Source organism: Flavobacterium sp., assembly GCF_046153165.1.
GTDB lineage: Bacteria > Bacteroidota > Bacteroidia > Flavobacteriales > Flavobacteriaceae > Flavobacterium.
Genome location: NZ_JBJXEN010000088.1, coordinates 1 through 24,893 on the forward strand (window position 1 = coordinate 1; position 24,893 = coordinate 24,893).

The 24,893-nt window shown below is 31.7% G+C and carries 27 protein-coding genes and 1 tRNA gene; 18 read left to right on the forward strand and 10 right to left on the reverse strand.

What is annotated here, in order from left to right:
- The 5 genes from ACKVOV_RS10150 to ACKVOV_RS10170 all read left to right on the forward strand — a co-directional run.
- Positions 1-521: T9SS type B sorting domain-containing protein (locus ACKVOV_RS10150; protein WP_409206645.1), on the forward strand; the 521-nt coding region annotated here is incomplete at its 5' end.
- Between the two features lie 185 nt (positions 522-706).
- Positions 707-1,075 (forward strand): hypothetical protein, encoded by a 369-nt coding sequence (locus ACKVOV_RS10155; protein ID WP_409206646.1) that lies wholly within the window; start codon positions 707-709, stop codon positions 1,073-1,075.
- A gap of 71 nt (positions 1,076-1,146) precedes the next feature.
- On the forward strand, positions 1,147-2,394 hold the full coding sequence (locus ACKVOV_RS10160) for a nucleoside 2-deoxyribosyltransferase (protein WP_409206647.1): 1,248 nt from the start codon (positions 1,147-1,149) through the stop codon (positions 2,392-2,394).
- A 4-nt stretch (positions 2,395-2,398) separates the two neighbouring features.
- The gene (locus ACKVOV_RS10165; RefSeq protein ID WP_409206648.1) at positions 2,399-3,031 is read left to right on the forward strand and encodes a 7-cyano-7-deazaguanine synthase; all 633 of its coding nucleotides are present in this window, start codon (positions 2,399-2,401) and stop codon (positions 3,029-3,031) included.
- 6 nt (positions 3,032-3,037) lie between these two features.
- On the forward strand, positions 3,038-3,694 hold the full coding sequence (locus ACKVOV_RS10170; RefSeq protein WP_409206649.1) for a hypothetical protein: 657 nt from the start codon (positions 3,038-3,040) through the stop codon (positions 3,692-3,694).
- Between the two features lie 328 nt (positions 3,695-4,022).
- Here ACKVOV_RS10170 and ACKVOV_RS10175 read toward each other — a convergent pair.
- Positions 4,023-4,097 (reverse strand) — tRNA-Val (locus ACKVOV_RS10175).
- An 85-nt stretch (positions 4,098-4,182) separates the two neighbouring features.
- Positions 4,183-5,397: a bifunctional folylpolyglutamate synthase/dihydrofolate synthase gene (locus tag ACKVOV_RS10180; protein WP_409206650.1), complete on the reverse strand. Its 1,215-nt coding sequence runs from the start codon at positions 5,395-5,397 to the stop codon at positions 4,183-4,185.
- Positions 5,398-5,530: 133 nt separating this feature from the next.
- Here ACKVOV_RS10180 and ACKVOV_RS10185 point away from each other — a divergent pair, with 133 nt between their 5' ends.
- From ACKVOV_RS10185 to ACKVOV_RS10195, 3 genes are all read left to right on the forward strand, one after another.
- Complete coding sequence (locus ACKVOV_RS10185; protein ID WP_409206651.1) at positions 5,531-6,247, forward strand: MotA/TolQ/ExbB proton channel family protein; 717 nt, start codon at positions 5,531-5,533, stop codon at positions 6,245-6,247.
- The gene (locus ACKVOV_RS10190; RefSeq protein ID WP_409206652.1) at positions 6,225-6,626 is read left to right on the forward strand and encodes an ExbD/TolR family protein; all 402 of its coding nucleotides are present in this window, start codon (positions 6,225-6,227) and stop codon (positions 6,624-6,626) included. The genes ACKVOV_RS10185 and ACKVOV_RS10190 overlap by 23 nt, the downstream gene beginning before the upstream one ends.
- A 214-nt stretch (positions 6,627-6,840) precedes the next feature.
- Positions 6,841-7,005, forward strand: coding sequence for a heme-binding protein (locus ACKVOV_RS10195; protein ID WP_409206653.1), 165 nt, complete (start codon positions 6,841-6,843; stop codon positions 7,003-7,005).
- Positions 7,006-7,132: 127 nt separating this feature from the next.
- Here the strand turns inward: ACKVOV_RS10195 and ACKVOV_RS10200 are convergent, their stop codons facing one another.
- Positions 7,133-7,567 (reverse strand): DUF1573 domain-containing protein, encoded by a 435-nt coding sequence (locus ACKVOV_RS10200; RefSeq protein ID WP_409206654.1) that lies wholly within the window; start codon positions 7,565-7,567, stop codon positions 7,133-7,135.
- 313 nt (positions 7,568-7,880) lie between these two features.
- On the opposite strand from ACKVOV_RS10200, the gene ACKVOV_RS10205 reads away from it, so the two are divergent.
- Together ACKVOV_RS10205 and ACKVOV_RS10210 are read left to right on the forward strand one after the other, a co-directional pair.
- A complete protein-coding gene (locus tag ACKVOV_RS10205; RefSeq protein WP_409206655.1) occupies positions 7,881-10,514 on the forward strand; it encodes a valine--tRNA ligase in 2,634 nt (877 codons plus the stop codon).
- Positions 10,515-10,580: 66 nt separating this feature from the next.
- On the forward strand, positions 10,581-11,603 hold the full coding sequence (locus ACKVOV_RS10210) for a quinone-dependent dihydroorotate dehydrogenase (RefSeq protein ID WP_409206656.1): 1,023 nt from the start codon (positions 10,581-10,583) through the stop codon (positions 11,601-11,603).
- Here ACKVOV_RS10210 and ACKVOV_RS10215 read toward each other — a convergent pair.
- Together ACKVOV_RS10215 and ACKVOV_RS10220 are read right to left on the reverse strand one after the other, a co-directional pair.
- Positions 11,600-12,301, reverse strand: a complete 702-nt coding sequence (locus ACKVOV_RS10215) for a DUF3307 domain-containing protein (protein ID WP_409206657.1) — start codon at positions 12,299-12,301, stop codon at positions 11,600-11,602. The two genes, ACKVOV_RS10210 and ACKVOV_RS10215, sit on opposite strands and share 4 nt — an antisense overlap.
- The gene (locus ACKVOV_RS10220) at positions 12,298-12,909 is read right to left on the reverse strand and encodes a SatD family protein (RefSeq protein WP_409206658.1); all 612 of its coding nucleotides are present in this window, start codon (positions 12,907-12,909) and stop codon (positions 12,298-12,300) included. The genes ACKVOV_RS10215 and ACKVOV_RS10220 overlap by 4 nt, the downstream gene beginning before the upstream one ends.
- 181 nt (positions 12,910-13,090) lie before the next feature.
- On the opposite strand from ACKVOV_RS10220, the gene ACKVOV_RS10225 reads away from it, so the two are divergent.
- Together ACKVOV_RS10225 and guaB are read left to right on the forward strand one after the other, a co-directional pair.
- Positions 13,091-13,954 (forward strand): hydroxymethylglutaryl-CoA lyase, encoded by an 864-nt coding sequence (locus ACKVOV_RS10225; protein ID WP_409206659.1) that lies wholly within the window; start codon positions 13,091-13,093, stop codon positions 13,952-13,954.
- A 198-nt stretch (positions 13,955-14,152) separates the two neighbouring features.
- The gene (gene guaB, locus ACKVOV_RS10230) at positions 14,153-15,625 is read left to right on the forward strand and encodes an IMP dehydrogenase (RefSeq protein WP_409206660.1); all 1,473 of its coding nucleotides are present in this window, start codon (positions 14,153-14,155) and stop codon (positions 15,623-15,625) included.
- Between the two features lie 66 nt (positions 15,626-15,691).
- On the opposite strand, the gene ACKVOV_RS10235 is transcribed toward guaB, so the two are convergent.
- Together ACKVOV_RS10235 and ACKVOV_RS10240 are read right to left on the reverse strand one after the other, a co-directional pair.
- Positions 15,692-16,549, reverse strand: coding sequence for a neutral zinc metallopeptidase (locus ACKVOV_RS10235; protein ID WP_409206661.1), 858 nt, complete (start codon positions 16,547-16,549; stop codon positions 15,692-15,694).
- An 81-nt stretch (positions 16,550-16,630) separates the two neighbouring features.
- On the reverse strand, positions 16,631-17,863 hold the full coding sequence (locus ACKVOV_RS10240; protein ID WP_409206662.1) for a glycosyltransferase family 4 protein: 1,233 nt from the start codon (positions 17,861-17,863) through the stop codon (positions 16,631-16,633).
- Positions 17,864-17,959: 96 nt separating this feature from the next.
- Between ACKVOV_RS10240 and ACKVOV_RS10245 the strand changes: the two genes are divergently transcribed.
- From ACKVOV_RS10245 to ACKVOV_RS10255, 3 genes are read left to right on the forward strand one after another with little or no spacing between them, the layout of a single operon-like run.
- On the forward strand, positions 17,960-18,541 hold the full coding sequence (locus ACKVOV_RS10245) for a tRNA-(ms[2]io[6]A)-hydroxylase (protein ID WP_409206663.1): 582 nt from the start codon (positions 17,960-17,962) through the stop codon (positions 18,539-18,541).
- Between the two features lie 17 nt (positions 18,542-18,558).
- Positions 18,559-18,840, forward strand: a complete 282-nt coding sequence (locus ACKVOV_RS10250; RefSeq protein ID WP_409206664.1) for a DUF2752 domain-containing protein — start codon at positions 18,559-18,561, stop codon at positions 18,838-18,840.
- Between the two features lie 19 nt (positions 18,841-18,859).
- Positions 18,860-19,189, forward strand: coding sequence for a CCC motif membrane protein (locus tag ACKVOV_RS10255; protein WP_409206665.1), 330 nt, complete (start codon positions 18,860-18,862; stop codon positions 19,187-19,189).
- A 78-nt stretch (positions 19,190-19,267) separates the two neighbouring features.
- Here the strand turns inward: ACKVOV_RS10255 and rocD are convergent, their stop codons facing one another.
- On the reverse strand, positions 19,268-20,512 hold the full coding sequence (rocD, locus tag ACKVOV_RS10260) for an ornithine--oxo-acid transaminase (RefSeq protein ID WP_409206666.1): 1,245 nt from the start codon (positions 20,510-20,512) through the stop codon (positions 19,268-19,270).
- A 120-nt stretch (positions 20,513-20,632) separates the two neighbouring features.
- Complete coding sequence (locus ACKVOV_RS10265) at positions 20,633-21,181, reverse strand: DUF1697 domain-containing protein (protein ID WP_409206667.1); 549 nt, start codon at positions 21,179-21,181, stop codon at positions 20,633-20,635.
- A 71-nt stretch (positions 21,182-21,252) separates the two neighbouring features.
- On the opposite strand from ACKVOV_RS10265, the gene rlmD reads away from it, so the two are divergent.
- From rlmD to ACKVOV_RS10280, 3 genes are read left to right on the forward strand one after another with little or no spacing between them, the layout of a single operon-like run.
- Entirely contained in the window at positions 21,253-22,668 is a 1,416-nt protein-coding gene (gene rlmD / locus ACKVOV_RS10270; protein WP_409206668.1) for a 23S rRNA (uracil(1939)-C(5))-methyltransferase RlmD, read from the forward strand.
- A gap of 7 nt (positions 22,669-22,675) precedes the next feature.
- Entirely contained in the window at positions 22,676-23,182 is a 507-nt protein-coding gene (locus ACKVOV_RS10275) for a DUF6452 family protein (RefSeq protein WP_409206669.1), read from the forward strand.
- A complete protein-coding gene (locus tag ACKVOV_RS10280; RefSeq protein ID WP_409206670.1) occupies positions 23,154-23,858 on the forward strand; it encodes a DUF6048 family protein in 705 nt (234 codons plus the stop codon). The genes ACKVOV_RS10275 and ACKVOV_RS10280 overlap by 29 nt, the downstream gene beginning before the upstream one ends.
- A gap of 214 nt (positions 23,859-24,072) precedes the next feature.
- Here ACKVOV_RS10280 and pdxH read toward each other — a convergent pair whose 3' ends face one another.
- Positions 24,073-24,717, reverse strand: a complete 645-nt coding sequence (gene pdxH, locus ACKVOV_RS10285; RefSeq protein WP_409206671.1) for a pyridoxamine 5'-phosphate oxidase — start codon at positions 24,715-24,717, stop codon at positions 24,073-24,075.
- Between the last annotated feature and the right edge of the window lie 176 nt (positions 24,718-24,893).

Genomic DNA, 24,893 nt, shown 5'->3' on the forward strand with positions numbered 1-24,893 from the left:
ATTGTCCTAAAACAAGAACGATTACTGTTACTGCTTCCGATAAAGCTACTATTACATCGGTAAACGTAGTAGATTTAACCACACCAAATAGTATAACGGTTTATGTTACTGGTGCAGGGAATTATGTCTATACACTAGATGATATAAATGGTTTGTACCAAAATGAAAATGTATTTGCTAATGTGAGTGCAGGAATTCACACGGTTTACATCAAAGATTTAAATGGTTGTGGCGTTGTGCCTAAAGAAGTTGCTGTTTTAGGAATCCCAGATTATTTTACCCCAAACGGCGATGGATATAATGATTATTGGAATATAAAAGGGGCAAATAGTAGTTTAAATTCTAAAACCATTATTTATATTTTTGACCGGTTTTGTAAATTAATCAAGCAAATCACAAAAAACAGTCAAGGTTGGAATGTAAATTTCAACAACCAAGCACTACCCGCAACAGATTATTGGTACTCGATAGAACTAGGAGATGGAAGAATTGTAAAAGGACATTTTGCTTTGAAGAGATAATATCTTAATTTGGATAATTGAGTTAAAAGATGACTAATATTTAGCTCATTTTTTTATTTTATTATGTTTTACATCACTAATTTTAGTTAGATGAAATATCATTAAAATTAGTGATTGTTTGGTGTCTATTTGTTGTTATATATTGCTCATTCTATTATTTAATCCAATTTAATCATTAAAAAATTATGGGAAGTACAGGATCGGGAACATTTTCAGATTACGGACATAAACCGAAAGAAAATGCTAATCAAGGAGCGTCTAGTGGAGAAGATAAATGTGCAAGGGCATTTTCGACATTTTTAGAAGAGATACAAAATTGTGAATATTTTAAAGCTACTACCAATGTTCCACCAGTAGGGACTGCTGTTTCCATTACGTTTCATAATCCAAGATTAGCTGTTCAGGATGATAAGAATGTCATTATTGGATACCTACCTACAAAATTTAACTATTTATTAGCTTGTATAGAGTCTGGGATAAATTACTCTGGAATAGTTTCTAATTCAACATTAACTCCATTAGCCTCTGTTATGGTAGATATTTCTCCTATTTAATGTCGAGTGTTTGTTTAATTGGCGATATTCTGATTGATGTGACGTTACAAACTAAAGAGACTCCTTTAAAAATGAGGCTCGGAGGAATCATACATTCTGCTAGAGCATTATGGGCTATGAACGTTGAATATACAATTGCATATTTTGCTCCAAAATATTTAGTAAAGCAGATAGAAAATTTTATGACAACTCTTGGAAATCCTGAATTAATTTATTTAGGTGAAGTTGTGACGAGTCCATACATTATTTTAATAAATGAAGCTAAAGAAATTGGAAATCAAGGATATGAACTTTTATTACGAGAGAATATTGAAATTGACTATAATGAGTTAAATCTAAAAAAATTAGAGCATTATTCTGATATAATAATTATTTCTGGAAATTTTGATTTAAAAAAAGTCCTTAAATCGCTTAAGCGTGATTGTAATATTAATATTGATTTTGCTAATAACATAAATGATTTTGTAGCTATAGAGAAAGAAGAGATTCATTTTGAAAAAATATTTATCTCAACATCTTCTAATTATTTTTTAGAGTATTATGGTAAGGGAGATTTCAAAATTGAAAATTTCTTTCAGCAGTTTAGAAGTTTTACGAATAAAATAATATTAAAGGAAAATCGTGGAGGGAGCAGAGCTTTTGATTTTGTTAGAAATGAATTGATTTCAGTTACTTCTCAAACCCAGCCAATAGTACATTCTGTTGGTGTAGGTGATGTATATAATGCGATTAGTGTATGTAAAAACAGAACAGTTACTTTTGAAGAGAGTTTAAATTATGCGTCATGGGTTGCAACAGAGTATGCTTTAACCACATTTCCCAATGATTTTAAATTAATGGCTGAGCGTATTTTGAAAATATCTGCGCAGCAACTGGTACAAACAAAAGGGATTCAGTTACCATGGGAAAATAGAAAAAAAGTTAATATTTATATTGCCGCTCCAGACTTTGATTTCGTGGATACATCAGAAATTGATTTACTTTGCGAAAATCTATCCTATCACAATTTTTCACCTAGAAGACCAGTTAGAGAAAATGGGCAAATGAGTACTGATGATACTGAAATTCAAAAACGCGAATTTTTTAATAAAGATATGCAACTATTAGATGAGTGTCATATAGTAATAGCTGTTTTATTGTATAATGACCCTGGAACACTTATAGAAATTGGTGTAGCAGCAGAAAGAAAAATACCAACGTTTGTTTACGATCCGAAAAATATAGCTCAAAATTGTATGCTAACTCAAATACCAAATTTAGTGTCATCTGATTTGGATGAGATTATCAGCGAAGTTTTTTCTTCTGCTTCAAAAGTTTAAATTTATGGAAATAAAACTAGGAGTGATTTTAATGTCAGGTGGGCTAGACTCAACAACATTAGCATATTTATTTATTAAAGAAAAAGTTGACTTTATACCTTTGATAATTAATTATGGACAACATTGTTTTGAAACAGAATTGTCTTGTTTAAAAGAGGTATTACCATCTCAATTTTTGGACAAGCTGGAAATTATTAATGTTTCTGATATCTACAAGCATTCAAAATCGAGATTTATCAAACCTGCTGATTTATGGAATGAAGAAATATCGGCAGACGATTTATATATTCCATATCGTAACGTGCTATTACTGACTATTGCAGCTTCCTTTGCACGCACCATGAACATGAGTCGTGTTTATTCAGCATTCATAAATAGTAATCATGCAAAAGAAATTGATTGTTCTTCAGATTTTTTTGATAATTTAGACGCCTTATTAGAAGACTATGGTTCTGTTAAAATCATAATGCCTTTTAGAAATATGTCGAAATACGAGGTTGCGAAGTTGGGGATCGAATTAAATGCTCCAATTGGGCGAACTTTTTCCTGTCAGGCATCACCTGCGATACCGTGTGGTGCATGTCCTAACTGTGTTGATAGATTAGAAGCAATAACTAGACTGGAACTGAATAAATAAAATTATATGGCGTTAACAAAAATAAGAGATGCTAGAAAATTGGTTGATTTTATAGAAAATGATACAACCTTCGAGCTTATCCCTTCAAACTTTTGTCCTTATCATAACCACATAGCAGCATTATTTACTGATATTGTATTGCAGGCGGGACTCAATTATAAAAATATTGTAGCACCGAGAGTGAAGAGGGTTTTTAATAATTATCCCCATTGCGAAACTGTTAAAGAATTTAATGATCTGATCTTGGAAGAAGGATTGGAAGATATTATTTTGTGGAAAAATGAAGTCAAATTAAATAGAATTTATGATTTGATACAGTTTTGTTTCAGTAATCAAATAAATACTTCTCAAGAATTAAAGAAATATTTATTAAACCCTGAAAATAAAAGTTCTTTTCTCAATATAAAAGGCTTTGGTAACAAAACGTATGATTATTTATTAAAACTATTAAACGTTGATACGATTGCAGTTGATAGGCATATTTTTTCTTTCTTAGATAAAGCAGGCATATTTACAAAGGACTATACCTATACTAAAAACGTTGTTGAAACCGCAGCTGATTTAATGGATATCTCTAGACGTTCAATAGATTATAGTATATGGTCTTATATGGCTTATGAAAACAAGAAAAATTCACCACAGGCTATTTTAGAGTTTAGTTAATTCACTACTTAAATATAATCTTATTCTCAGAATACTTTAAAATATAAATTGGAATCAGTAACAAGAAGAAGTTGCGAAAGTATTCAGATTGTTGGTTAATTGTTGAAAAAAAAAACTTTTTACTTTAAGAATAACAAGGATAATAAACAAACCATATTTGAGTAGTAGTGTAGTTTCTAAAGAAACATTTTATTTAACATTCTTTGAACAAATACAAATCGAAGTTAAAAAGATTAAAAAATAAAAGGTTTTAATCTTCATTTCACAACTTTCGTTGGCTAAATGTTGACTAAAACCTTTGTAATATACTGCAAATAGGCAGTTTTTGTGGGCGATGAGGGGTTCGAACCCCCGACCCCCTCGGTGTAAACGAGGTGCTCTGAACCAGCTGAGCTAATCGCCCTAATTGCTTTCCAAGAATGTTATTCCCTTATTGCGAGTGCAAATATAAGACGTTTTTTTAGTTTTGCAAACAAAAACAAAGAAAATTACAAAATTTCTGCAACAACGAATGTACTTCCCCCAACATAAATAAAATCGTTTGCCGACGATTCTTTTAAAGCCAATTTATAAGCTTCTGAAACAGAATCACATACTTTACCTAACAATCCGTAATCCTTTGCTTGTTGCTGTAAAATACTCGCCGGTAATCCTCGTGAAATATTTGGACTACAAAAGAAATAATTTGCTTTTTTTGGAAATAACGGCAAAATGCTATCTAAATCTTTATCATTTACCACTCCTAAAACAAAAAACAATTTATCGAATTTCTCTTTTTGAACCTGATTTAGTACAATTTTCAGCCCATGACTATTGTGGGCAGTATCGCAAATTACTTTAGGGTTCGAATGTATTTGTTGCCATCGGCCTAACAAACCTGTATTTTTCACCACATTTAGCAATCCGCTTTTTAGATTCTCTTCCGAAATAGTAAAATGAGATTTTAAAACTTCAATAGTTTGAACCACGGTTTTCTTGTTGTGTATTTGATAATCACCTAGTAAATCGCTCGAATAGTCATTTGCAATCAAATCTGAAGCAAAATAGATATTAGACTTACATTCTTTGGCTTTGTCCAAAAATACTGTTTTAGTTTCAGTAGTATATTCGCCAATAACTACTGGAACATTGGGTTTTATAATTCCTGCTTTCTCAAAGGCAATAGCTTCGATGGTATTTCCTAAAAATTGGGTATGATCGAATCCTATATTGGTAATCACCGAAACCAATGGTATAATAATATTGGTAGAATCTAGCCTCCCTCCCATTCCAGTTTCAATAATGGCAACATCTATTTTTTCTTTTACAAAATAATCGAAAGCCAAACCAACGGTCATTTCAAAAAAGCTCAAATCATTTTCTTCAAAAAAAGTTTTATTTTGAGCTACAAAATCAACAACAAATTCTTCTGAAATTTCTATTCCATTTATCTTAATTCGTTCCCTGAAATCTTTCAAATGTGGTGAAGTATACAATCCTACTTTATAACCAGCTTCTTGCAAAACCGAAGCCAGCATAGAGGACGTAGATCCTTTTCCATTCGTTCCAGCAACATGTATTGTTTTGATATGTTTTTCGGGATTACCCAAATGATTCGCTAGTAAAATGGTATTAGTTAAATCTTTTTTATACGCAACAGCACCTTGCAATTGATACATAGGCAACTGAGCAAACAGCCAATCTAGAGTTTCTTGATAATTCATATAATACAGTTCAATTCACAAATTTTGACCACCAACAAAATAATTTTCTTCTTTTTTAGTTTAGTATACTATAGAAAATTATCTTTATGCAAAATTGAGATAATTTTTAATATAAATATAGCACTTTACATTTATGATTGGATTTTTTTTACAAGCCACAAACGACACAATAGCAGCAGCCACTGGCGCAGTAGTTCAAAATGTCGTAAAAGAAAACGAAATTTCGGTTTTAGAGTTTATACTAAAAGGAGGTTTTTTTCTGATTCCTATCTCATTACTATTATTTTATACGATTTACGTCATTGTAGAGCGTTATATCTACCTAAGAAAACATACTAAATATGATACCCATTTGATGAAAGATATCCGAATTCATCTTAATTCTGGTAACATTGATATGGCGATTGCTACTGCCGAAAAAGATACAACCGCTTCTGGAAACGTTATCAAAGAAGGGATTTATACCATTGGAAGACCCATTGCCGAAATCGAATCGAATATGGAAAAAGTAGCCAATATCGAAATTGGACAAATGGAAAGACGCCTAGGACATTTAGGTCTTATTGCTGGTATTGCGCCAACATTGGGTTTTATTGGTACTATTGGCGGTGTAATCAAGATTTTTTATAGCATTTCAATCACCGAAAATATTAGTATTGGAAACATTTCTGGCGGATTATACGAAAAAATGATTAGTTCTGGAGCGGGACTTTTAGTTGGTATTATTGCTTATTCTGCTTATCACTTGTTTAACGGCGTAATAGACAGTTTCTCTCTAAACATACAACGCCACGTATTAGAATTTGTAAACATAATTCAAAGACCAAATGCCACAAATAAAACGAAATAAACGATTTCATGCAGAAATAGCGACCTCGTCACTAAGTGATATTATGTTCTTTTTGTTGCTATTTTTCCTTATCATCTCTACATTAGCCAATCCTAATGTGATTAAAATGACATTGCCTAAAGCCAAAGCAACCGAAAAAACCAACAAGCAACTCATTACGCTATCTGTAACCGAGGACAAGAAATTTTACCTCGACAAGCAAGAAGTTGCCTTTAGTGAGTTAGAAGCTACTTTACTCACAAAAATGGGCGGTGCCAAAGACCAAGCCGTTGTAGTACGAATTCCATACAACTTACAAGTTCAGGATTTAGTCGATGTACTGCAAATAGGTGTCAAAAACAATTTGAAGTTTGTTATTGCAACGAGTTCGAGTAAGTAAGATATGAATATTTTAAAATGGATTCTGATCATTTTGTTCTTTCCTATTTCATTAATATTTGTCGGATATTACAAACAACAAGTAACCAAAAAAGAATATAGAAAGTAAAATGCCAATACAAAATATACCTGAAAGTTTTATTTCTTCAAAAAAGCAAAGACAGCTCGTTTCTTCGATTTTCCTACAGGAGTTATTGGAAATCTTTCTCAACCAGGTGGCTCTTTATTTGGAATTGGGCATTCAAACTGGTTTAATTTCTTTTCCTGGAGGAATTCCCGTAAAAAATGCAGATGGTGAAGTGATTAGTGCTATTGGAGTTTCTGGAAGCACTGTAGAAAATGATCATGCAGTTGCAGAAGCAGGTGCAAACTCATTATAATTAATAAATGATTTAAAAAAACTAGAATTAGAAAGCCTCTTTCTTAAAAACAAATATTCCGAAAGAAACATGAAGTTCTTTTCGGAATATTTATTTTTATATGCAACTTTTATTTTTTTATAACATCTTAATTACTTGGTAAAGATTTTTTCTTTTCCATCATATTTACTTCTTCAGGAACAACAACAGTACCTTTTATTTTAAGAGGAACCATACCACCTTCGTAGTTTACAGCATTAGATTCTACAGTAATAGTTTTTCTTATAGGTCCTGGATTCATATTATATTTCACATCTATTTTTCCTGTCTTTCCTGGCAAAATAGCCTCTGTTGGTTTTGTAGGAACAGTGCAACCACAAGATGATTTTACATCTTTAATAATAAGTGGTGCATCTCCAGTATTAGTAAATTCAAAAGTTCTAATACCATTGTCACTATCTTTAGTTACTGTTCCGTAATCAATAGTGTTATCTTTGTCTTTAAATTCAATTTTAGCACCACTTTGCGCTTGAGATGCAAAACCAAAAGTAATAATTGCTATAAATGTAAAAATTTTTTTCATTTCAATTTAATTAAAAATTATTCGTAAAAATAGTTTTGTTTCAGTAAACATACAAATATTTTAACTCTCTTTTTATATTTAATCAGTTTACCTACTTTTGCATACAATTACAAAAAGCATACCAAAGTTTTTTATCCTTTTCTAGGAGCATAACTTTTGCTTTCTGTACATTATTATTCCTGCTGTACGCTAAATCTTTCCTTTTTTAAAAGAAAAAAGAAAAGGATACCGCTTCCATCAGGGCTAAAAATAAAATCAGTCGTTTTTTACAACCGATTTAAACAAATATAAAAGAATAACTGAATCAACAAATATGACAATTCCAGCACAATTCAACGCCAAAGAAACTGAACAAAAATGGTATGACTATTGGATGAAAAATAATTATTTTCATTCTAAACCAGATCATCGTACACCATATACCATCGTAATACCTCCACCTAACGTGACTGGAGTGCTCCACATGGGACATATGCTAAATAATACCATTCAAGATGTGCTTATTCGTCGTGCTAGACTTAAAGGATTCAATGCTTGTTGGGTTCCTGGAACAGATCACGCTTCTATTGCAACAGAAGCAAAAGTAGTAGCAAAACTAAAAGCAGAAGGAATAAATAAAAACGATTTAACTCGTGAAGAATTCCTAAAACACGCTTGGGAATGGACTGACAAATATGGAGGAACAATTCTTGAACAACTTAAACAATTGGGTTGCTCTTGCGATTGGGACAGAACCAAATTCACGATGGATCCTGACATGTCAGCTTCTGTAATAAAATCATTTGTAGATTTATATAACAAAGGACAAATATATCGTGGTTACCGAATGGTAAACTGGGATCCAGAAGCTAAAACCACACTTTCTGATGAAGAAGTAATTTTCGAAGAACGTCAGGGGAAATTATATTTTATCAAATACAAAATAGAAGGAAGTGAAGACTTCTTAACTGTGGCAACCACAAGACCTGAAACTATTTTCGGAGATACTGCTATTTGTATCAATCCAAACGATGAGCGTCATACACACCTAAAAGGTAAAAGTGCCATTATTCCAATTTCAGGAAGAATCATTCCTATTATCGAAGATGAATATGTCGATTTAGAATTCGGAACTGGTTGTCTAAAAGTGACTCCTGCTCACGATATGAATGACAAAACGTTAGGAGAAAAACACAATCTGGAAATTATCGATATTTTCAATGAAGATGCTACGTTAAACAGTTTCGGATTGCATTATCAAGGTAAAGATCGTTTTGTAGTTCGCGAAGAAATTTCGAATGAACTAGAAACTTTAGGTGCCATTTCTAAAATAGAAAATCATGTAAATAACGTAGGAACATCAGAAAGAACAAAAGCCGTTATCGAACCTCGTTTGTCTGACCAATGGTTCTTGAGAATGGAAGATTTAGTAAAACCAGCCATCAAAGCGGTTCTAGAAACGGAAGAAGTAAAATTATACCCTTCTCGTTTCAATAATACGTACGCACATTGGTTAAATAACATTCGTGATTGGAATATCTCACGTCAATTATGGTGGGGACAGCAAATTCCTGCTTATTTCTACGGTGATGGAAAAGAAGATTTTGTTGTAGCTGAAAACATTGAAGAAGCTTTGAAATTAGCCAAAATAAAAACTTCTAACGTCCAACTTCAAACTTCCGATTTAACACAAGATGCCGATGCTTTAGATACTTGGTTCTCTTCTTGGCTGTGGCCAATGGCTGTTTTTGGTGGAATTCTTGATCCTGAAAACGAAGATTTTAAATATTATTATCCAACAAATGATCTAGTTACTGGTCCAGATATTTTATTTTTCTGGGTAGCTAGAATGATTATTGCAGGTTACGAATATACTGGAAAGAAACCGTTTTCGAATGTGTATTTAACAGGATTGGTTCGTGATAAACAACGTCGTAAGATGTCTAAATCATTAGGTAATTCTCCAGAACCATTAGGTTTAATTGAAAAATTTGGTGCCGATGGTGTTCGTGTAGGATTGTTGTTAAGTGCTTCGGCAGGAAACGATATCATGTTCGACGAAGAGCTTTGCAACCAAGGAAAAGGATTTACTAATAAAATTTGGAATGCTTTCAAACTAATAAAAGGTTGGGAGGTTTCTGAAACTATTCCGCAACCGGAATCTTCGAAAGTTGCAATAGAATGGTATGAAGCTAAATTGCAACAAACGTTATTGGCTATTGAAGATGATTTCGAAAAATACAGAATTTCCGATGCTTTAATGGCAATTTACAAATTGGTTTGGGACGATTTTTGTTCATGGTTTCTAGAAATGATAAAACCAGCTTATCAACAACCTATTGATAGCGTAACTTTTGCAAAAGCAATAGAAATGCTAGAAAATAATTTGAAATTATTGCATCCGTTCATGCCTTTCTTAACTGAAGAAATTTGGCAAATTATTGCCGATAGAAGACCAGAAGAAGCCTTGATTGTTTCTACTTGGCCAGAGATGAAATCATTTAACGAAAGTTTAATTTCTGATTTCGAAAATACTATTGAAGTAATTTCAGGGATTAGAACCATCAGAAAAGACAAAAATATTCCGTTTAAAGATACTATTGAGCTTAGAATTGTAAATAATGATAAGGCTTCTACTTATTTTGATTCGGTGGTAACCAAATTAGGAAATATTAGTTCGCTTGATTATGTTTCAGAAAAAGTAGAAGGCGCATTATCGTACCGAGTAAAATCGAACGAATATTTTATTCCAATTACGGGAAATATCGATGTGGAAGCTGAAATTTCTAAATTAACCGAAGAATTAAATTATACGAAAGGTTTTTTAAAATCGGTACAAGGAAAACTATCTAACGAGAAATTCGTGGCTGGCGCTCCAGAAAAAGTACTAGAAATGGAACGCAAAAAAGAAGCTGATGCTTTAGCAAAAATTGCTACAATCGAGCAAAGTTTGGCTAGTTTAAAATAACATAAAATCCCACTTTTAATTAGTGGGATTTTTTTTATTAACTTTGCAAAATACAACACAACAACAATGTACAAATCTTTTATTCGTCCAATTCTTTTCTGGTTTGACCCAGAAAAAGTACATCATTTTACTTTCTCATTAATTAGAAATTTATGTAAAATACCAGGGTTTACATCAATTCTAAAATATTTATACAAAATAGATGACAAACGATTAGAACGTGAAGTATTTGGGCTAAAATTTAAAAATCCAATAGGACTTGCAGCAGGTTTCGACAAAGATGCTAAGTTATATAAAGAGCTTTCAAATTTTGGTTTTGGATTCATAGAAATTGGAACTTTAACCCCTAAACCACAAGAAGGAAATCCTAAAAAACGATTATTTCGTCTTAAAGAAGATTCTGCTATTATAAACCGCATGGGATTTAATAATGGTGGAGTTCACCAAGCTGTAACTAGACTAAAGAAAAACAATGGGGTTCTAATAGGAGGAAATATTGGTAAAAATAAGCTCACACCAAACGAAAATGCTACTTCCGATTATGAGATTTGTTTTGATGCATTATATGATTATGTTGATTATTTTGTAGTAAATGTGAGCTCTCCTAACACCCCAAATCTTCGTGAATTACAAGAAAAAGAGCCACTTACTAACTTACTAAATACACTTCAAAGCAAAAATATTAAGACCAAACACCCTAAACCTATTTTACTGAAAATTGCACCCGATTTAACTAATGAACAACTATTAGATATTATAGATATTATTAAAATTACTAAAATTGCGGGAGTAATTGCAACCAACACGACTATTTCACGTGACAAATTACAATCAATTAATAAAATAGAAATGGGTGGATTATCTGGAAAACCTTTAACTAACCGTTCTACTGAAGTTATTCGTTTCCTTTCTGAAAAGAGTAATAAAGCTTTCCCTATTATTGGAGTTGGAGGAATTCATTCTCCAGATGATGCTATCGAAAAACTGGAAGCTGGAGCAACTTTAATTCAGCTATATACAGGTTTTATTTACGAAGGTCCAGCTTTAATTAAGGCTATTAATAAAAAAATATTAGAGGCAGTAAATTAATGAAATTTATTAACTAAAAGACCTACTAATAAAGCAATTCCAAAACTTAAAAGCGTACCAATAAGAACATATTCAGTTAGTTTTCTATCTTTTGCTTCTTTCAAATCACCAAATCTAAAAATAGATTTTGCAGCTAATAAAAATCCAATAGCTTCAAAATGTGCTGTTATAATAAAGCAAAAAACAAACAACCGTTCTAAAATACCTATATAATTTCCCGCATTTTGTAAAGAATTATCACCCTCTGATTTACTTTCGGGTGTCCAAATCGAGATAATATTTCTTATAAGAATTGATGTTGGCTTAGTTAAAAATATAATTCCTGTTATAAGTATCCAAAAAGTATCATTAAAAACATCAAAATCTACAGTTAACTTTTTATAAATGGTTATAACTACCACAATAGATAGTAAATGTAAAATTTGATCCGCAACAAACCAATTGCGTTTTGTTTCGGTTTTCTGAAAATATAGTTTTAAAAAATCTATAAATCCATGCAATAATGCCAAAAGTAATGCAAACCAACCAAATCTTATTTCTCCAACTAAAATCCAAGCTAAAACTCCGTGTAAAATAGTATGAATATATAAATAAATACTTTTCTGTTTTTTGCTTTCTTTGTCTAAAACCCATAAAGTTGGTTGTAGTAAAAAATCGCCAACCAAGTGGGCTAAAAGTAATTTTACAAAAATAATCATGAGTTTATATTTTTTATTTTTTGTCTAAAATACGCTTCTGTTTCTATCATCAAATCAAATTGCGCTCGTTTACGCCGTCTACTTACAGCAGCTTGATTAATCCCCAGCATAACACCTATTTCTTCTTGAGAAAGATCCTGATTTATAATAGCAACTTGTACAAATTCAGCAGATTGTGATAACCAATTATCCATAAAAACTAAACACAAACGCAAAATTAAATTCATTTCTAAATCAAAATCTTTATTTCCAGAATTAATAGCTAAATTTATTTTTTGCTTTTTTAGCTTTTCAAAAACTTCTCCTGAACGAGAAAAAGCAGTTCCATTACTTTCCGATATTTTTTTCGCTTTATAAGTTTTGTCTCCAAAACCAATACTCATTCTTACATCAAGTTTCATAGTTTTAAAATAAGCTTTTATTTGTAAAGCAACGTACAATGCTTCTTCTGGATTTTTAACTTCCAATTGAAATTCATCTCCTCTATAAATTTCCCATTCCATTGGATTTTTGCCAAAAGTGTTCAATAATTTTTTGAAACCATCTATCCATATTTTAGAAGAAAGCTTTCTCGAATTAACAATATCTCCTGTAATTATACTTATCATACTTCAAAAGTAATTAAAAAAAGCTTTCAAAATAATTTATTTTAAATAAATATTACCAATATATGTAATATAATAAATTATTACCTAATAACGTAATATATTTTATTATTACTAAAAAATGTAATAATTAAAAATTATTGAAATTTGAAATTCATAATTGTTTTTCTATCTTTGACTTTCTATGGAACCAATAAAAATAATCGAATGCCCAAGAGATGCCATGCAAGGTATCAAACCATTTATACCTACTGAGAGGAAAGTAGACTATATTCAATCATTATTACGGGTAGGATTCGATACTATAGATTTTGGCAGTTTTGTTTCAGCAAAAGCAATTCCACAAATGCAAGATACAGCTCAAGTTTTAGCACAACTTGATTTGTCACAAACACAAAGTAAACTATTAGCTATAATTGCAAATACTCAAGGTGCAGAATTGGCTTCAATACATAAAGAAATAAAATATTTAGGCTTTCCGTTCTCTATTTCCGAAAACTTTCAAATGCGAAATACACATAAAACTATTGCCGAAAGTCTAGTTACTTTGCAAGAAATTTTAGAAATAGCTGATAAAACAAATAAAGAGGTTGTTACCTATATTTCTATGGGTTTTGGAAATCCTTATGGAGATCCTTGGAATGTAGAAATTGTTGGAGAATGGACAGAAAAATTAGCCAATATGGGTGTGAAAATTCTTTCCCTCTCAGATACTGTTGGTACATCTACACCAGAAGTAATTAGCTATTTATTCTCGAATTTAATACCTAAATATCCAAATATCGAATTTGGAGCACACTTACATACCACTCCAGAAAAATGGTTTGAAAAAATCGATGCAGCATATAAGTCCGGATGTCGTCGCTATGATGGAGCCATACAAGGTTTTGGTGGCTGCCCAATGGCAACAGATAAATTGACAGGAAATATGCCTACCGAAAAATTATTATCCTATTTTACAGCTCAAAAAGAAAATACTAATACAAGCCCCATGAGTTTTGAAAGTGCTTACAATGTAGCTTCAAGATTATTTGGAGAATTTCATTAATTTTTTAAGGAGCTATTTCCAGCTGTACACTCTATCTTTTCCTTGCTAAAGAAGCAAGAAAAAGGATGCCGTTCCCATCAGGGCTAGGGCATTAATTTTCAAAAAAAATCTATCTAAAACGAATAATCCAGAAATCATTTAAATTTTAAACAAAAAAGTCTATATTTGCATGCAATTTAACTACAACTACAAATTGCAATGATCGCACACAACACAAAGATTATCGGAGAAGGATTGACATACGATGACGTACTATTAGTTCCTAATTATTCCAATGTACTTCCTCGTGATGTAAGTATAAAAACAAAATTTTCCAGAAATATTACATTAAATGTTCCTATTGTATCTGCAGCTATGGATACAGTTACCGAAAGTTCTATGGCAATTGCTATGGCTCAAGAAGGCGGAATTGGAGTTTTACATAAAAATATGACTATCGAGCAACAAGCTGCTAAAGTTCGTAAAGTAAAACGTGCCGAGTCAGGAATGATAATAGATCCTGTTACATTACCTCTAACATCGACCGTTGCAGATGCTAAAAATGCAATGAAAGAATTTGGTATTGGTGGTATTCCAATTGTCGATGATAACAAAACACTAAAAGGAATTGTTACCAATCGTGATTTGCGTTTCGAAAAAAACAATGCTCGACCAATTGTCGAAGTAATGACTAGTCAAAATTTAATTACTGTTGCCGAAGGAACTTCACTTGAACAAGCTGAAGTTGTTTTGCAAGGAAATAAAATTGAAAAACTACCAGTTGTAAATGCCGATTATAAATTAGTTGGTCTTATCACTTTTAGAGATATTACAAAACTAACCCAGAAGCCTATTGCTAATAAAGATGTTTACGGACGTTTAAGAGTTGCAGCTGCTATTGGAGTTACTGGAGATGCCGTACAAAGAGCTGAAGCATTAGTAAATGCTGGTGTAGATGCTATAATTATAGATACTGCTCACGGACATACTCAAGGCGTAGTGAATGTCCTAAAAGAAGTGAAAATTAAATTTCCTCAAATAGATGTTATTGTTGGAAATATTGCTACTCCAGAAGCTGCAAAATTCTTAGTCGAAAATGGCGCAGATGGTGTGAAAGTAGGAATTGGCCCTGGTTCAATTTGCACAACAAGAATTGTCGCAGGAGTTGGGTTTCCTCAATTTTCAGCCGTTTTAGAAGTAGCTGCAGCATTAAAAGGAACTGGAATTCCAGTCATTGCCGATGGAGGAATTCGTTATACAGGAGATATTCCAAAAGCGATTGCTGCTGGTGCAGATTGCGTGATGTTAGGATCCCTTCTTGCTGGAACAAAAGAGTCTCCAGGGGAAACTATTATTTTTGAAGGAAGAAAATTCAAGTCATATAGAGGAATGGGATCTGTAGAAGCGATGGAAGGTGGTTCTAAAGATCGTTACTTTCAAGATGTTGAAGATGATGTTAAGAAATTAGTTCCAGAAGGAATTGTAGGACGTGTTCCATACAAAGGAGAGTTAAATGAAAGTATGCTTCAATTTATAGGCGGTCTTCGAGCTGGAATGGGTTATTGCGGATCTAAGGATATTCAAACATTGCAAGAAACAGGACGATTTGTACGCATTACAACTAGCGGAATTAGAGAAAGTCATCCTCATAACGTTACAATTACGAAAGAATCACCAAATTATTCTAGATAATTTTTAAGTATATTCAAATAAAAAGATATTTTTTATTTATGTAGAAATGAATTAGAAATTTAAAATCTAATTCATTTCTGCAAAAGTATCTCCTTGACGAATGTCTCCAGTTTTATAACCTTTCATAAACCAATATTTACGTTGTTCTGATGTGCCATGCGTAAATGATTCCGGAACTACTTGACCTTGCATTCTACTCTGAATAGCATCGTCACCCACAGCTTGTGCTGCACTCATTGCTTCATCAAGATCGTCTAAATCTAAGTTTTGTTGGTTATATTTTGTCCAAAGCCCTGCATAAAAATCGGCTTGAAGTTCTAACGCAACCGATAATTTATTGGCTTCAACTTCATTTTTACCTTGTTGTAATTGCCTTACTTTTTCAGAAGTACCTAACAGAGTTTGAATATGATGACCAACCTCGTGAGCTATTACATAAGCAACAGCAAAATCACCACCTTTTGCTCCAAATTTAGTTTGAAGTTCCTGAAAAAAAGCAAAATCTAAATATACTTTTTGATCTCCAGGGCAATAAAAAGGACCTGATGCTGATGTAGCGCTTCCGCAAGCTGTTTCTACAGCATCGGTAAATAAAACCATTTTTGGTTCTTGATATTGCATATTATTTTCTTGAAAAATCTTACCCCAAATATCTTCTGTATCTGCAAAAATAGTTTTTACAAATGCTCCTGTTTTTTCTTCTTCAGCAGTTAATACTCTAGATTCTGCTGGTTGTGAAGTTGACTGATTTTGATTTAATTGCTCTAACGCTGGTAGAAATTGCTGCACTTGATCTCCACCAAAAATGCTCAACAATAATATTACAATTCCTAAAAAACCACCTCCAACTATTGCTTTTCCTCCGCCTGACATCCCTCTTCGGTCTTCAACATTATCGCTTTGGCGTCTACCTATCCATTTCATAATTTATTATTTTAAAAATGTTTATACAAATATACTTTTTCATTTTAATTGTGAACAATTCAATAATATCTTTTTTAAAAATTAAGATCTGTTTTTTTCTTCAATCCAGCGCGACATATATTTTGTACTTAGTGCTGTATGATGTAATAATAGACTTCCCATAAAATTTATATTTCTATGGTTTTCTAAATTCGATTGCAAAAAATTAATTTTATCTGTAAATAAGTTTTCAAACAAATCCTTTTTAAACCTATTTTCTAATATCTCAAATCCGTTTTTTTTAGATTGGTTCCAAACTGTTTCATCTTGATATAACAAAATTGCTTTAGATGCAAATTCTCCAAAATCATCAGCTATAAAACCGCTCCAATTATAATTTGCATTTATTCCTTCAGCACCAATATTTGTAGTAATAGTTGGCGTTCCCAATCTCATAGCTTCTAGCAACTTCCCTTTTAGACCAGCACCAAAACGTATTGGAGCAAGTAAAACTTTAGCATTTATAATTACATCATCTGCATTTTCGGCACGACCATGAATAATGAAATTTTCTTTTGAATTATGTAATTGTAATACTTTTTGAGAAGGATAAGCACCATAAATATTCATCATAGCATCTGGCAACTGATTTCTTATTTCTGGCCATATTTTTTCTTTTAGCTGTTTTACGGCATCCCAATTGGGTTCGTGAAGAAAGTTACCTATAAATACAAAATCTTTCTTTTGATGAAAATCTAACAGCTTGTTTTCTTCTTTCAAATCAAAAAACAAAGGTAAATAATGTAATAAATTAGGATCTATTTTGAAAACATCCTCTAGAATTTTCATTTCAATTTCCGATATGATTAATGACAAATCACATCTCAAAATACTAGCAATTTCTCGTTTCGAAATTTCGGAAGTTCGCAAATCCGAAAGTTGAAATTGTATATTTTTCTTAACCGCATTTTGACGCGTTAACCTCAGAGAGTGTAAATCTTCTGTATCTAAAATTCGTAATGTATTTGGACAGTTTTCGTAAACACGCCAGCCAAACTGTTCTTCAAGAACAAATCGGTCAAATAATACAATTTCAGGATTTAATTCTTTTATAAAATCATCAAAAGTATTAGAGTTTAGTACAATTTTTTGAGTTGCAATTCCAATAGATTTTAAATCATACGAAAAATCACTTTCTTGTGCTGCAGATGCAAAAACAACAGAAAAACCTTGTTCTTTAAACAACTTTATAAGTTGCAACATTCTTGTTCCTGCTGCTGATGATTTGGGTTCTGGCCAAACCAAACCTAATATTAAAAGTGTTTTATTTTTCAATCTAAAAAATTTTATGCAAAATACGATTATTAATTATTTTATTCGAGGTTAAAATCAAAACTAAAAAATGTAATTTTACAACCTTATTTTTAAGTTATGTTAGGATTAAAATTAAAAACAGACCCACGCTGGGTAACTATCGTAGAATCAAATATCGAAGAAATTCTTACTGACCATGCTTGGTGCGAACAAAAAGCAGCTACAAATGTGATTACAATAATTACTTATAATTCTGAACATGAGGAATTAGTAACTGAATTATTAAAAATCGCTAAGGAGGAAATTGAACATTTTCAGTTAGTTCATGATATTATTAAAGAACGTGGATTAACATTAGGCAGAGAAAGAAAGGATCATTATGTAAATGAATTATTCAAATTTCTAAAAAAAGACGGAAGCCGTAATGATGCGTTTGTAGATAGATTATTGTTTTCGGCAATGATTGAAGCAAGAAGTTGCGAACGTTTTAAAGTACTTTCTCAAAATATTAAAGACAAAGAATTAGCGAATTTTTATAGAGAGTTAATGATTAGTGAGGCAGGACATTATACTACTTTTTTAGGTTTCGCAAGAAAATATTCAGAAAAAGTTAATGTAGACAAACGTTGGGCAGAATGGTTAGAATTTGAAGGAGAACTAATCTCTAATTACGGCACAAAAGAAACTGTTCACGGTTAATATTTTAAAACAGAAAAATGAAAATTGAAGACTTCATGATTCCTTGTGTAAACAAAACACTCTTTGGAGTAGATTGTTTGGGTTGTGGTACACAAAGAGCATTTGTTTTAATTTTAAAAGGCGAATTTATTGAAGCTTTTTATATGTTTCCTGCTATTTATACCACTATTTTATTTTTTATAATTCTAGGGTTAAACTTTATTGACAAATCTAGAAATTACCACAAACTAATCATATCATTGGCAATTATTAATGCTGCCATTATGATTGCTTCTTATATTTACAAACTAACAAACTAAATTTAAAAACAAAAAAATTATGGAAAAAAGACAATTACCAAACGGAACTGCTGTGCTTGTTTTAGGAATTTTATCAATATTAACCTGTTGTTGTTGGGGTGTTTTTGGACTAGCCTTAGGAATTATAGCTTTAGTGTTGGCTAAAAAAGATATGGTATTATATGCAGAAAGTCCTGAATTATATTCTAATTATAATAATATAAATACTGGAAGAATTCTTGCTATTATCGGAATTGTCTTAAGTTCCATTACACTTGTAGCAACAATATACTCTAAAGTAGTTATTGGTGATGAAGCCATGATGGAAATGCAAAAAGAAATGTTAAAAGAATTACATAAAAGCAAATAACTAATTTTATATTTTAAAAAATCCGTGTCGTTTTTAGAACAACACGGATTTTATATTTTTACGAAATTTAAAAATAAATTACTTCTCAAATTGTTTCAATGTTTTAATAATTATCGAAACACAATCTAACAATTGTTCTTCATTCATTACTAATGGTGGCGCAAAACGAATAATATTTCCGTGTGTTGGTTTGGCTAACAATCCATTATCACGCAAAGCCATACAAATATTCCAAGCGGTATCACTTTCTTCGGTATCATTTATTACAACAGCGTTTAACAATCCTTTTCCACGAACTAAAGTTGCAATGCTAGAAGTTTCTATAAATTTTGCTAATTCCGAACGGAATATTTTTCCTAATATTTCAGCATTCTCAGCTAATTTTTCGTCAGTAACTACTTGAAGCGCCGCAATAGCAACCGCCGCTGCAATTGGGTTTCCACCAAAAGTAGATCCGTGTTGACCTGGTTTAATGACATTCATAATATCATTATTTGCTAAAACTGCCGAAACTGGATAAGCACCACCTGAAATTGCTTTCCCAAGTACTAAAATATCTGGCTGTACATTTTCGTGGTTTACGGCTAATAATTTACCCGTACGAGCAATTCCTGTTTGTACTTCATCAGCAATAAATAAAACATTATGCGCTTCACAAAGTGCTTTAGCTTTTGCCAAATATCCTTCTGAAGGGACATAAACTCCTGCTTCTCCTTGAATAGGTTCTACCAAAAATCCTGCAATATTTTTTGAAGATTTTAAAACATTTTCTAAAGCTGTTAAATCATCATAAGCGATGCTAATAAAACCAGCTGTATAAGGACCAAAGTTTTTACGTGCATTCTCATCGTTAGAAAACGAAATAATTGTAGTCGTTCTTCCGTGAAAATTTCCGTCGCAAACAATAATTTGTGCTTCATTTTCGGCAATCCCTTTTTTCTCATAAGCCCATTTTCTACATAGTTTCAAAGCAGTTTCTACCGCTTCGGCACCTGTATTCATTGGCAATACTTTATCAAAACCAAAATAATTGGTTATAAATTCTTCGTAAGGTCCTAATTTATCATTATAAAAAGCACGAGAAGTCAATGTTAATGTTTGTGCTTGCTCTATCATAGCACCTACAATTTTTGGGTGACAATGTCCTTGATTTACTGCCGAATAAGCAGATAAGAAATCATAATATTTTTTTCCTTCTACATCCCAAACATACACTCCTTCTCCACGAGCCAAAACAACGGGAAGCGGGTGGTAATTGTGTGCTCCATATTTGTCTTCTAAAGCAATAATTTCTTGTGAACTGATTTTTTCTAATACTGACATGGTAATAATTGTATTGATTTTAGTAATCTCAATTCCTTCTTGTAGAGAGAAATCATCTATAATTTTGGCAAAAATACAAAAAAGCTTATAAAGTTTTATAGGTTTAATGAGGTTTAGCTATTAAACTCTTTCTTCAAACATTTCTAACAACTTGGTAACCGTATTCCAGTTTCTAATAGTTGCCGTCACGTTTAGTTTTTTCTCAATATATTTCTGATCCAATCTGGTTTTTCCCGCTCCAACATCATATTTAATGTAAATTCTACTAGAATCAATACTCGCTTCATCGGGTTTGAATTGGCTAATTTTTAAATCGTTTAATGCCGAAGCATTCAATTCTTTCGAAATAAAAGCTACATACAACTTCTTTATATCTACTTCTTTTTCTTTTAAATAGCTGTTATTTTTAAAACAATCTTCTAAATCCTTTTTACCAATAATAACAATAGGAACATCGTGCCCAAAAACTTTAAAAATTTCTTGTTTGATAGTAAAACCAACACTTGGACCATTTTCTTCTTCCGAATCTACAAATACATTTCCTGACTGAATATAGGTTTGCACATTTTGGAGACCAATGTTTTCTAAGGTGCTTTTTAGCGCCTCCATTTTTATCATATTGTGACCAGAAACGTTGATACCACGAAGGAGAGCGAGATGGGTTGTCATTATTTATACAGATTTTGGTATAAATTTAAAATAATTTATCAAATGAACCTAACAATCCTTATTTTTGCAACATGGGAAAAAAAATAACAGACAAAATCGTTTTTGATACGGTAAAAGTCCTTGATGCGGGTGCAAAAGGCGTTTCGGTGGCGAAAGCTCCTGATGGTAAAGTAATTTTTATATCTAATGTCGTACCTGGCGATGTGGTCGATGTGCAAACTTTCAAGAAGCGTAAGGCTTATTATGAGGGAAAAGCCATCAATTTTCATGAATATTCTGAGCATAGAACAGAACCTGTTTGCGAGCATTTTGGTGTTTGTGGTGGTTGTAAATGGCAGAATATGAAATATTCGCAACAGTTATATTACAAACAAAATGAAGTTTATAACAATTTAAAAAGAATTGGAAAGGTTGAAATGCCTGAATTTGAACCTATTTTAGGATCGGAAAAACAGTTCTTTTATAGAAATAAAATGGAATTTGGTTTCTCGAACGCTCGTTGGATGACCGAAGCAGAAATAAAAAGTGATGAAGAGTTCGATGACCGAAATGCATTAGGTTTTCACATCCCAAAAATGTGGGACAAGATTCTTGATATTACAAAATGTCATTTGCAAGCAGATCCATCAAATGCGATTCGTAATGAAATTCGTCGTTTTGCAATAGAAAATAATTTAGAATTCTTCAATCCAAGAAATCACGAAGGTTTACTTAGAACATTAATGATTCGTACGGCTTCGACCGGTGAAATCATGGTTTTGATTCAGTTTTTTGAAGAAAACAAAGTACAACGTGAGTTAATTATGAATCATTTGGCTGAAACTTTTCCAGAAATCACTTCATTACAATATGTGATAAATGGAAAACCAAATGATACTATTTATGACCAAGATATAAAATTATTTAAAGGTCGTGATTATATTCTCGAAGAAATGGAAGGTTTGCAATTTAGTATTAATGCAAAATCTTTTTACCAAACTAATTCTGAACAAGCTTACGAATTGTACAAAATAACAAGAGATTTTGCAGGGTTAACAGGAAATGAACTCGTTTACGATTTATATACAGGAACTGGAACTATTGCCCAGTTTGTTTCCAAACAAGCTAAAAAAGTAATTGGAGTTGAAGCTGTCCCTGAAGCTATTCTTGATGCTAAAGAAAATGCAAAACGTAATAATATTACCAATTGTGAGTTTTTTGTAGGTGATATGAAAAACGTTTTCAATGATGCTTTTATAGCACAACATGGTCACCCTGATGTAATTATTACCGATCCTCCTCGTGATGGTATGCATGCTGATGTGGTAAAACAAATTCTTACTATTGCTCCAGAAAAAGTGGTTTATGTAAGTTGTAATTCGGCAACACAAGCTCGTGATTTGGCTCTTATGGACGAAATGTATCAAGTAACTCGTATTCGACCTGTAGATATGTTTCCGCAAACACATCATGTTGAAAATGTTGTACTTTTAGAAAAAAGAAAATAGATTTTTGATGAAAAAACTAATTATAGCTTCAATTGTCTTAGTAATTGCATTTTCATTCTGGAATTGTGAGAAAGATGATATTTGCGAAGACGGAACACCAACAACACCAAGAATGATTGTCGAGTTTTATGATAATCTAAATCCAACGGTAAAAAAAACTGTTACCAATTTAGGAATTGTTGCTGACGGAATGACAACTGGAATTTTATATAATGGTGTAAGTAAAATCGAAGTTCCAATCCAAACCACCACAGATATTACTAAATATAGTTTTATTTATGACTCACAAAATGTAAATATTTCACTTCGAAATGAAGACAAAATAGTCATTAATTATACAAGAAACGATGTTTTTATCTCAAGAGCTTGTGGCTACAAAACTGTTTTTAGTTTACTTGACAATCCTAATGGAATTATAAAAACTATTGATACTGATAATTGGATTAAAGAAATCGTAATTCAGAAATATAAAATTCTTAATGAAGATGAAATTCATGTTAAAATTTTCTTTTAATATCCTAATTCTATTTTTATCGTTTGGCTCTTTTGCACAAGATAAAAAGAAAGATACTATTGTACCTAAAACGCAAAGATATGGCTTGCGTATAGGTGTCGATTTGTCTAAACTAGCTAGAACAGTTTATGACAAAAATTATAAAGGATTAGAATTTGTAGGCGACTATCGTTTGACAAAAAAAATGTATCTCGCCGCAGAAATAGGTAACGAAACTAAAACTACCGATGACAATACTGTCGATTTTACAACCAAAGGAACTTATTTTAAAGTAGGTTTCGATTCTAACAATTACGAAAATTGGTTAGATATGGAAAACATGATTCACATTGGTTTGCGTTATGGAGTGAGCTCTTTTAGTCAAGAATTAAATAGTTATAAAATATACAATACATCTACTTATTTCCCCACTGCAGCACCAGTTGCAATTGACACAAAATATAACGGATTATCTGCGCAATGGGTTGAAGTCGTTGCTGGGATGAAAGTAGAATTATTTAATAATCTTTATGCTGGATTTAGCTTAAGAATGAATTATTTAGTTTCAAACAAAAAACCTGATAATTTCGACAATTTGTACATTCCTGGTTTTAATAGAACTTATGATGGGAAATTTGGTGTAGGTTGGAATTATACAATTAGTTATTTTATTCCTTTGTACAAAAGTAAAAAGTAAAAAAAAAGCTTTAGTTGGGGAACTAAAGCTTTTTTTTAACAAATCAAACAAACTAAAAACAAACTATTTTTTACGAAAAAATCGTATTTTTTCATCTCATATCGAAACTCATTAATAAGTTTCTACAGTACAATATTACTACATATTCGATAAAAAGCAAAATAAAATCGATAAAATGCACTTATTTTATTATTTTGTAAGTATAATATTATATTTAAGGAGCTAACCTTTCTATCTTCCAAGAAAAATCAGGATTTAATTTATAACGAATTCGGTCATGTAGACGATTAGGTCTTCCTTGCCAGAATTCAATTTCTTGTGGTTCAACAATATAGCCACCCCAATTTTTAGGGCGAAGGATTTCTTTTCCGATAAAACTAGCCTCTAATTCTTTTAATTTTTCTTCTAAAACGGTTCTTGATGCTATTACTTCACTTTGGTTAGAAACAATTGCGCCCAATTTACTTCCGTCTGGTCTGGACTCAAAATAGCCATCAGATAAATTTTCTGCAATTTTTCTCGCCACTCCTTTTATTATAACTTGACGTTCTAGTGAATGCCAAAAAAAAGAAAGACAAACGTGAGGATTGTTTGCAATGGCGCGTCCTTTTTCAGAATCATAATTAGTATAAAAAATAAAACCTTCGTATGTATACCTTTTTAATAAAACCACTCGTGCCTTTGGAAAACCATCTAACCCTATTGTAGTAACTGTCATAGCGTTTACTTCTTCTACTCCATCAAATTCCTCTACTTCATAGAACCAATTCTTAAAAAGTGTAATGGGATCTTCTGAAAGGTTGGTTTCTAATAATTCACTTTTATCGTATGACTTCCTGTAATTGCTTAAATCTTCCATTTTTTATTATCTAAATATTATATTCACCATCTTTTTATAAAAATAAAAGTGGCTTCTGTCCAATGTAAAGTTGATTATATTCGATGTAAAGTTGAATATATTCAATACAAAGTTACTTATGTTCGAGTCAAAGTTGAATATATTTAATACAAAGTTGTTTATGCTCGATACCAAGT

Excerpts from the sequence above, each read along its gene's own strand:
- ACKVOV_RS10245 (WP_409206663.1), top strand. The coding sequence starts at position 17,960 with ATGTTAGGATTAAAATTAAAAACAGACCCACGCTGGGTAACTATCGTA.
- ACKVOV_RS10170 (WP_409206649.1), top strand. The coding sequence starts at position 3,038 with ATGGCGTTAACAAAAATAAGAGATGCTAGAAAATTGGTTGATTTTATA.
- ACKVOV_RS10155 (WP_409206646.1), top strand. The coding sequence starts at position 707 with ATGGGAAGTACAGGATCGGGAACATTTTCAGATTACGGACATAAACCG.
- ACKVOV_RS10185 (WP_409206651.1), top strand. The coding sequence starts at position 5,531 with ATGATTGGATTTTTTTTACAAGCCACAAACGACACAATAGCAGCAGCC.
- rocD (WP_409206666.1), bottom strand. The coding sequence starts at position 20,512 with ATGTCAGTATTAGAAAAAATCAGTTCACAAGAAATTATTGCTTTAGAA.
- ACKVOV_RS10280 (WP_409206670.1), top strand. The coding sequence starts at position 23,154 with ATGAAATTCATGTTAAAATTTTCTTTTAATATCCTAATTCTATTTTTA.
- ACKVOV_RS10255 (WP_409206665.1), top strand. The coding sequence starts at position 18,860 with ATGGAAAAAAGACAATTACCAAACGGAACTGCTGTGCTTGTTTTAGGA.
- rlmD (WP_409206668.1), top strand. The coding sequence starts at position 21,253 with ATGGGAAAAAAAATAACAGACAAAATCGTTTTTGATACGGTAAAAGTC.
- ACKVOV_RS10215 (WP_409206657.1), bottom strand. The coding sequence starts at position 12,301 with ATGATTATTTTTGTAAAATTACTTTTAGCCCACTTGGTTGGCGATTTT.
- ACKVOV_RS10205 (WP_409206655.1), top strand. The coding sequence starts at position 7,881 with ATGACAATTCCAGCACAATTCAACGCCAAAGAAACTGAACAAAAATGG.
- guaB (WP_409206660.1), top strand. The coding sequence starts at position 14,153 with ATGATCGCACACAACACAAAGATTATCGGAGAAGGATTGACATACGAT.
- ACKVOV_RS10190 (WP_409206652.1), top strand. The coding sequence starts at position 6,225 with ATGCCACAAATAAAACGAAATAAACGATTTCATGCAGAAATAGCGACC.
- ACKVOV_RS10180 (WP_409206650.1), bottom strand. The coding sequence starts at position 5,397 with ATGAATTATCAAGAAACTCTAGATTGGCTGTTTGCTCAGTTGCCTATG.
- pdxH (WP_409206671.1), bottom strand. The coding sequence starts at position 24,717 with ATGGAAGATTTAAGCAATTACAGGAAGTCATACGATAAAAGTGAATTA.
- ACKVOV_RS10265 (WP_409206667.1), bottom strand. The coding sequence starts at position 21,181 with ATGACAACCCATCTCGCTCTCCTTCGTGGTATCAACGTTTCTGGTCAC.
- ACKVOV_RS10160 (WP_409206647.1), top strand. The coding sequence starts at position 1,147 with ATGAGGCTCGGAGGAATCATACATTCTGCTAGAGCATTATGGGCTATG.
- ACKVOV_RS10235 (WP_409206661.1), bottom strand. The coding sequence starts at position 16,549 with ATGAAATGGATAGGTAGACGCCAAAGCGATAATGTTGAAGACCGAAGA.
- ACKVOV_RS10200 (WP_409206654.1), bottom strand. The coding sequence starts at position 7,567 with ATGAAAAAAATTTTTACATTTATAGCAATTATTACTTTTGGTTTTGCA.
- ACKVOV_RS10250 (WP_409206664.1), top strand. The coding sequence starts at position 18,559 with ATGAAAATTGAAGACTTCATGATTCCTTGTGTAAACAAAACACTCTTT.
- ACKVOV_RS10225 (WP_409206659.1), top strand. The coding sequence starts at position 13,091 with ATGGAACCAATAAAAATAATCGAATGCCCAAGAGATGCCATGCAAGGT.
- ACKVOV_RS10165 (WP_409206648.1), top strand. The coding sequence starts at position 2,399 with ATGGAAATAAAACTAGGAGTGATTTTAATGTCAGGTGGGCTAGACTCA.
- ACKVOV_RS10210 (WP_409206656.1), top strand. The coding sequence starts at position 10,581 with ATGTACAAATCTTTTATTCGTCCAATTCTTTTCTGGTTTGACCCAGAA.
- ACKVOV_RS10275 (WP_409206669.1), top strand. The coding sequence starts at position 22,676 with ATGAAAAAACTAATTATAGCTTCAATTGTCTTAGTAATTGCATTTTCA.
- ACKVOV_RS10220 (WP_409206658.1), bottom strand. The coding sequence starts at position 12,909 with ATGATAAGTATAATTACAGGAGATATTGTTAATTCGAGAAAGCTTTCT.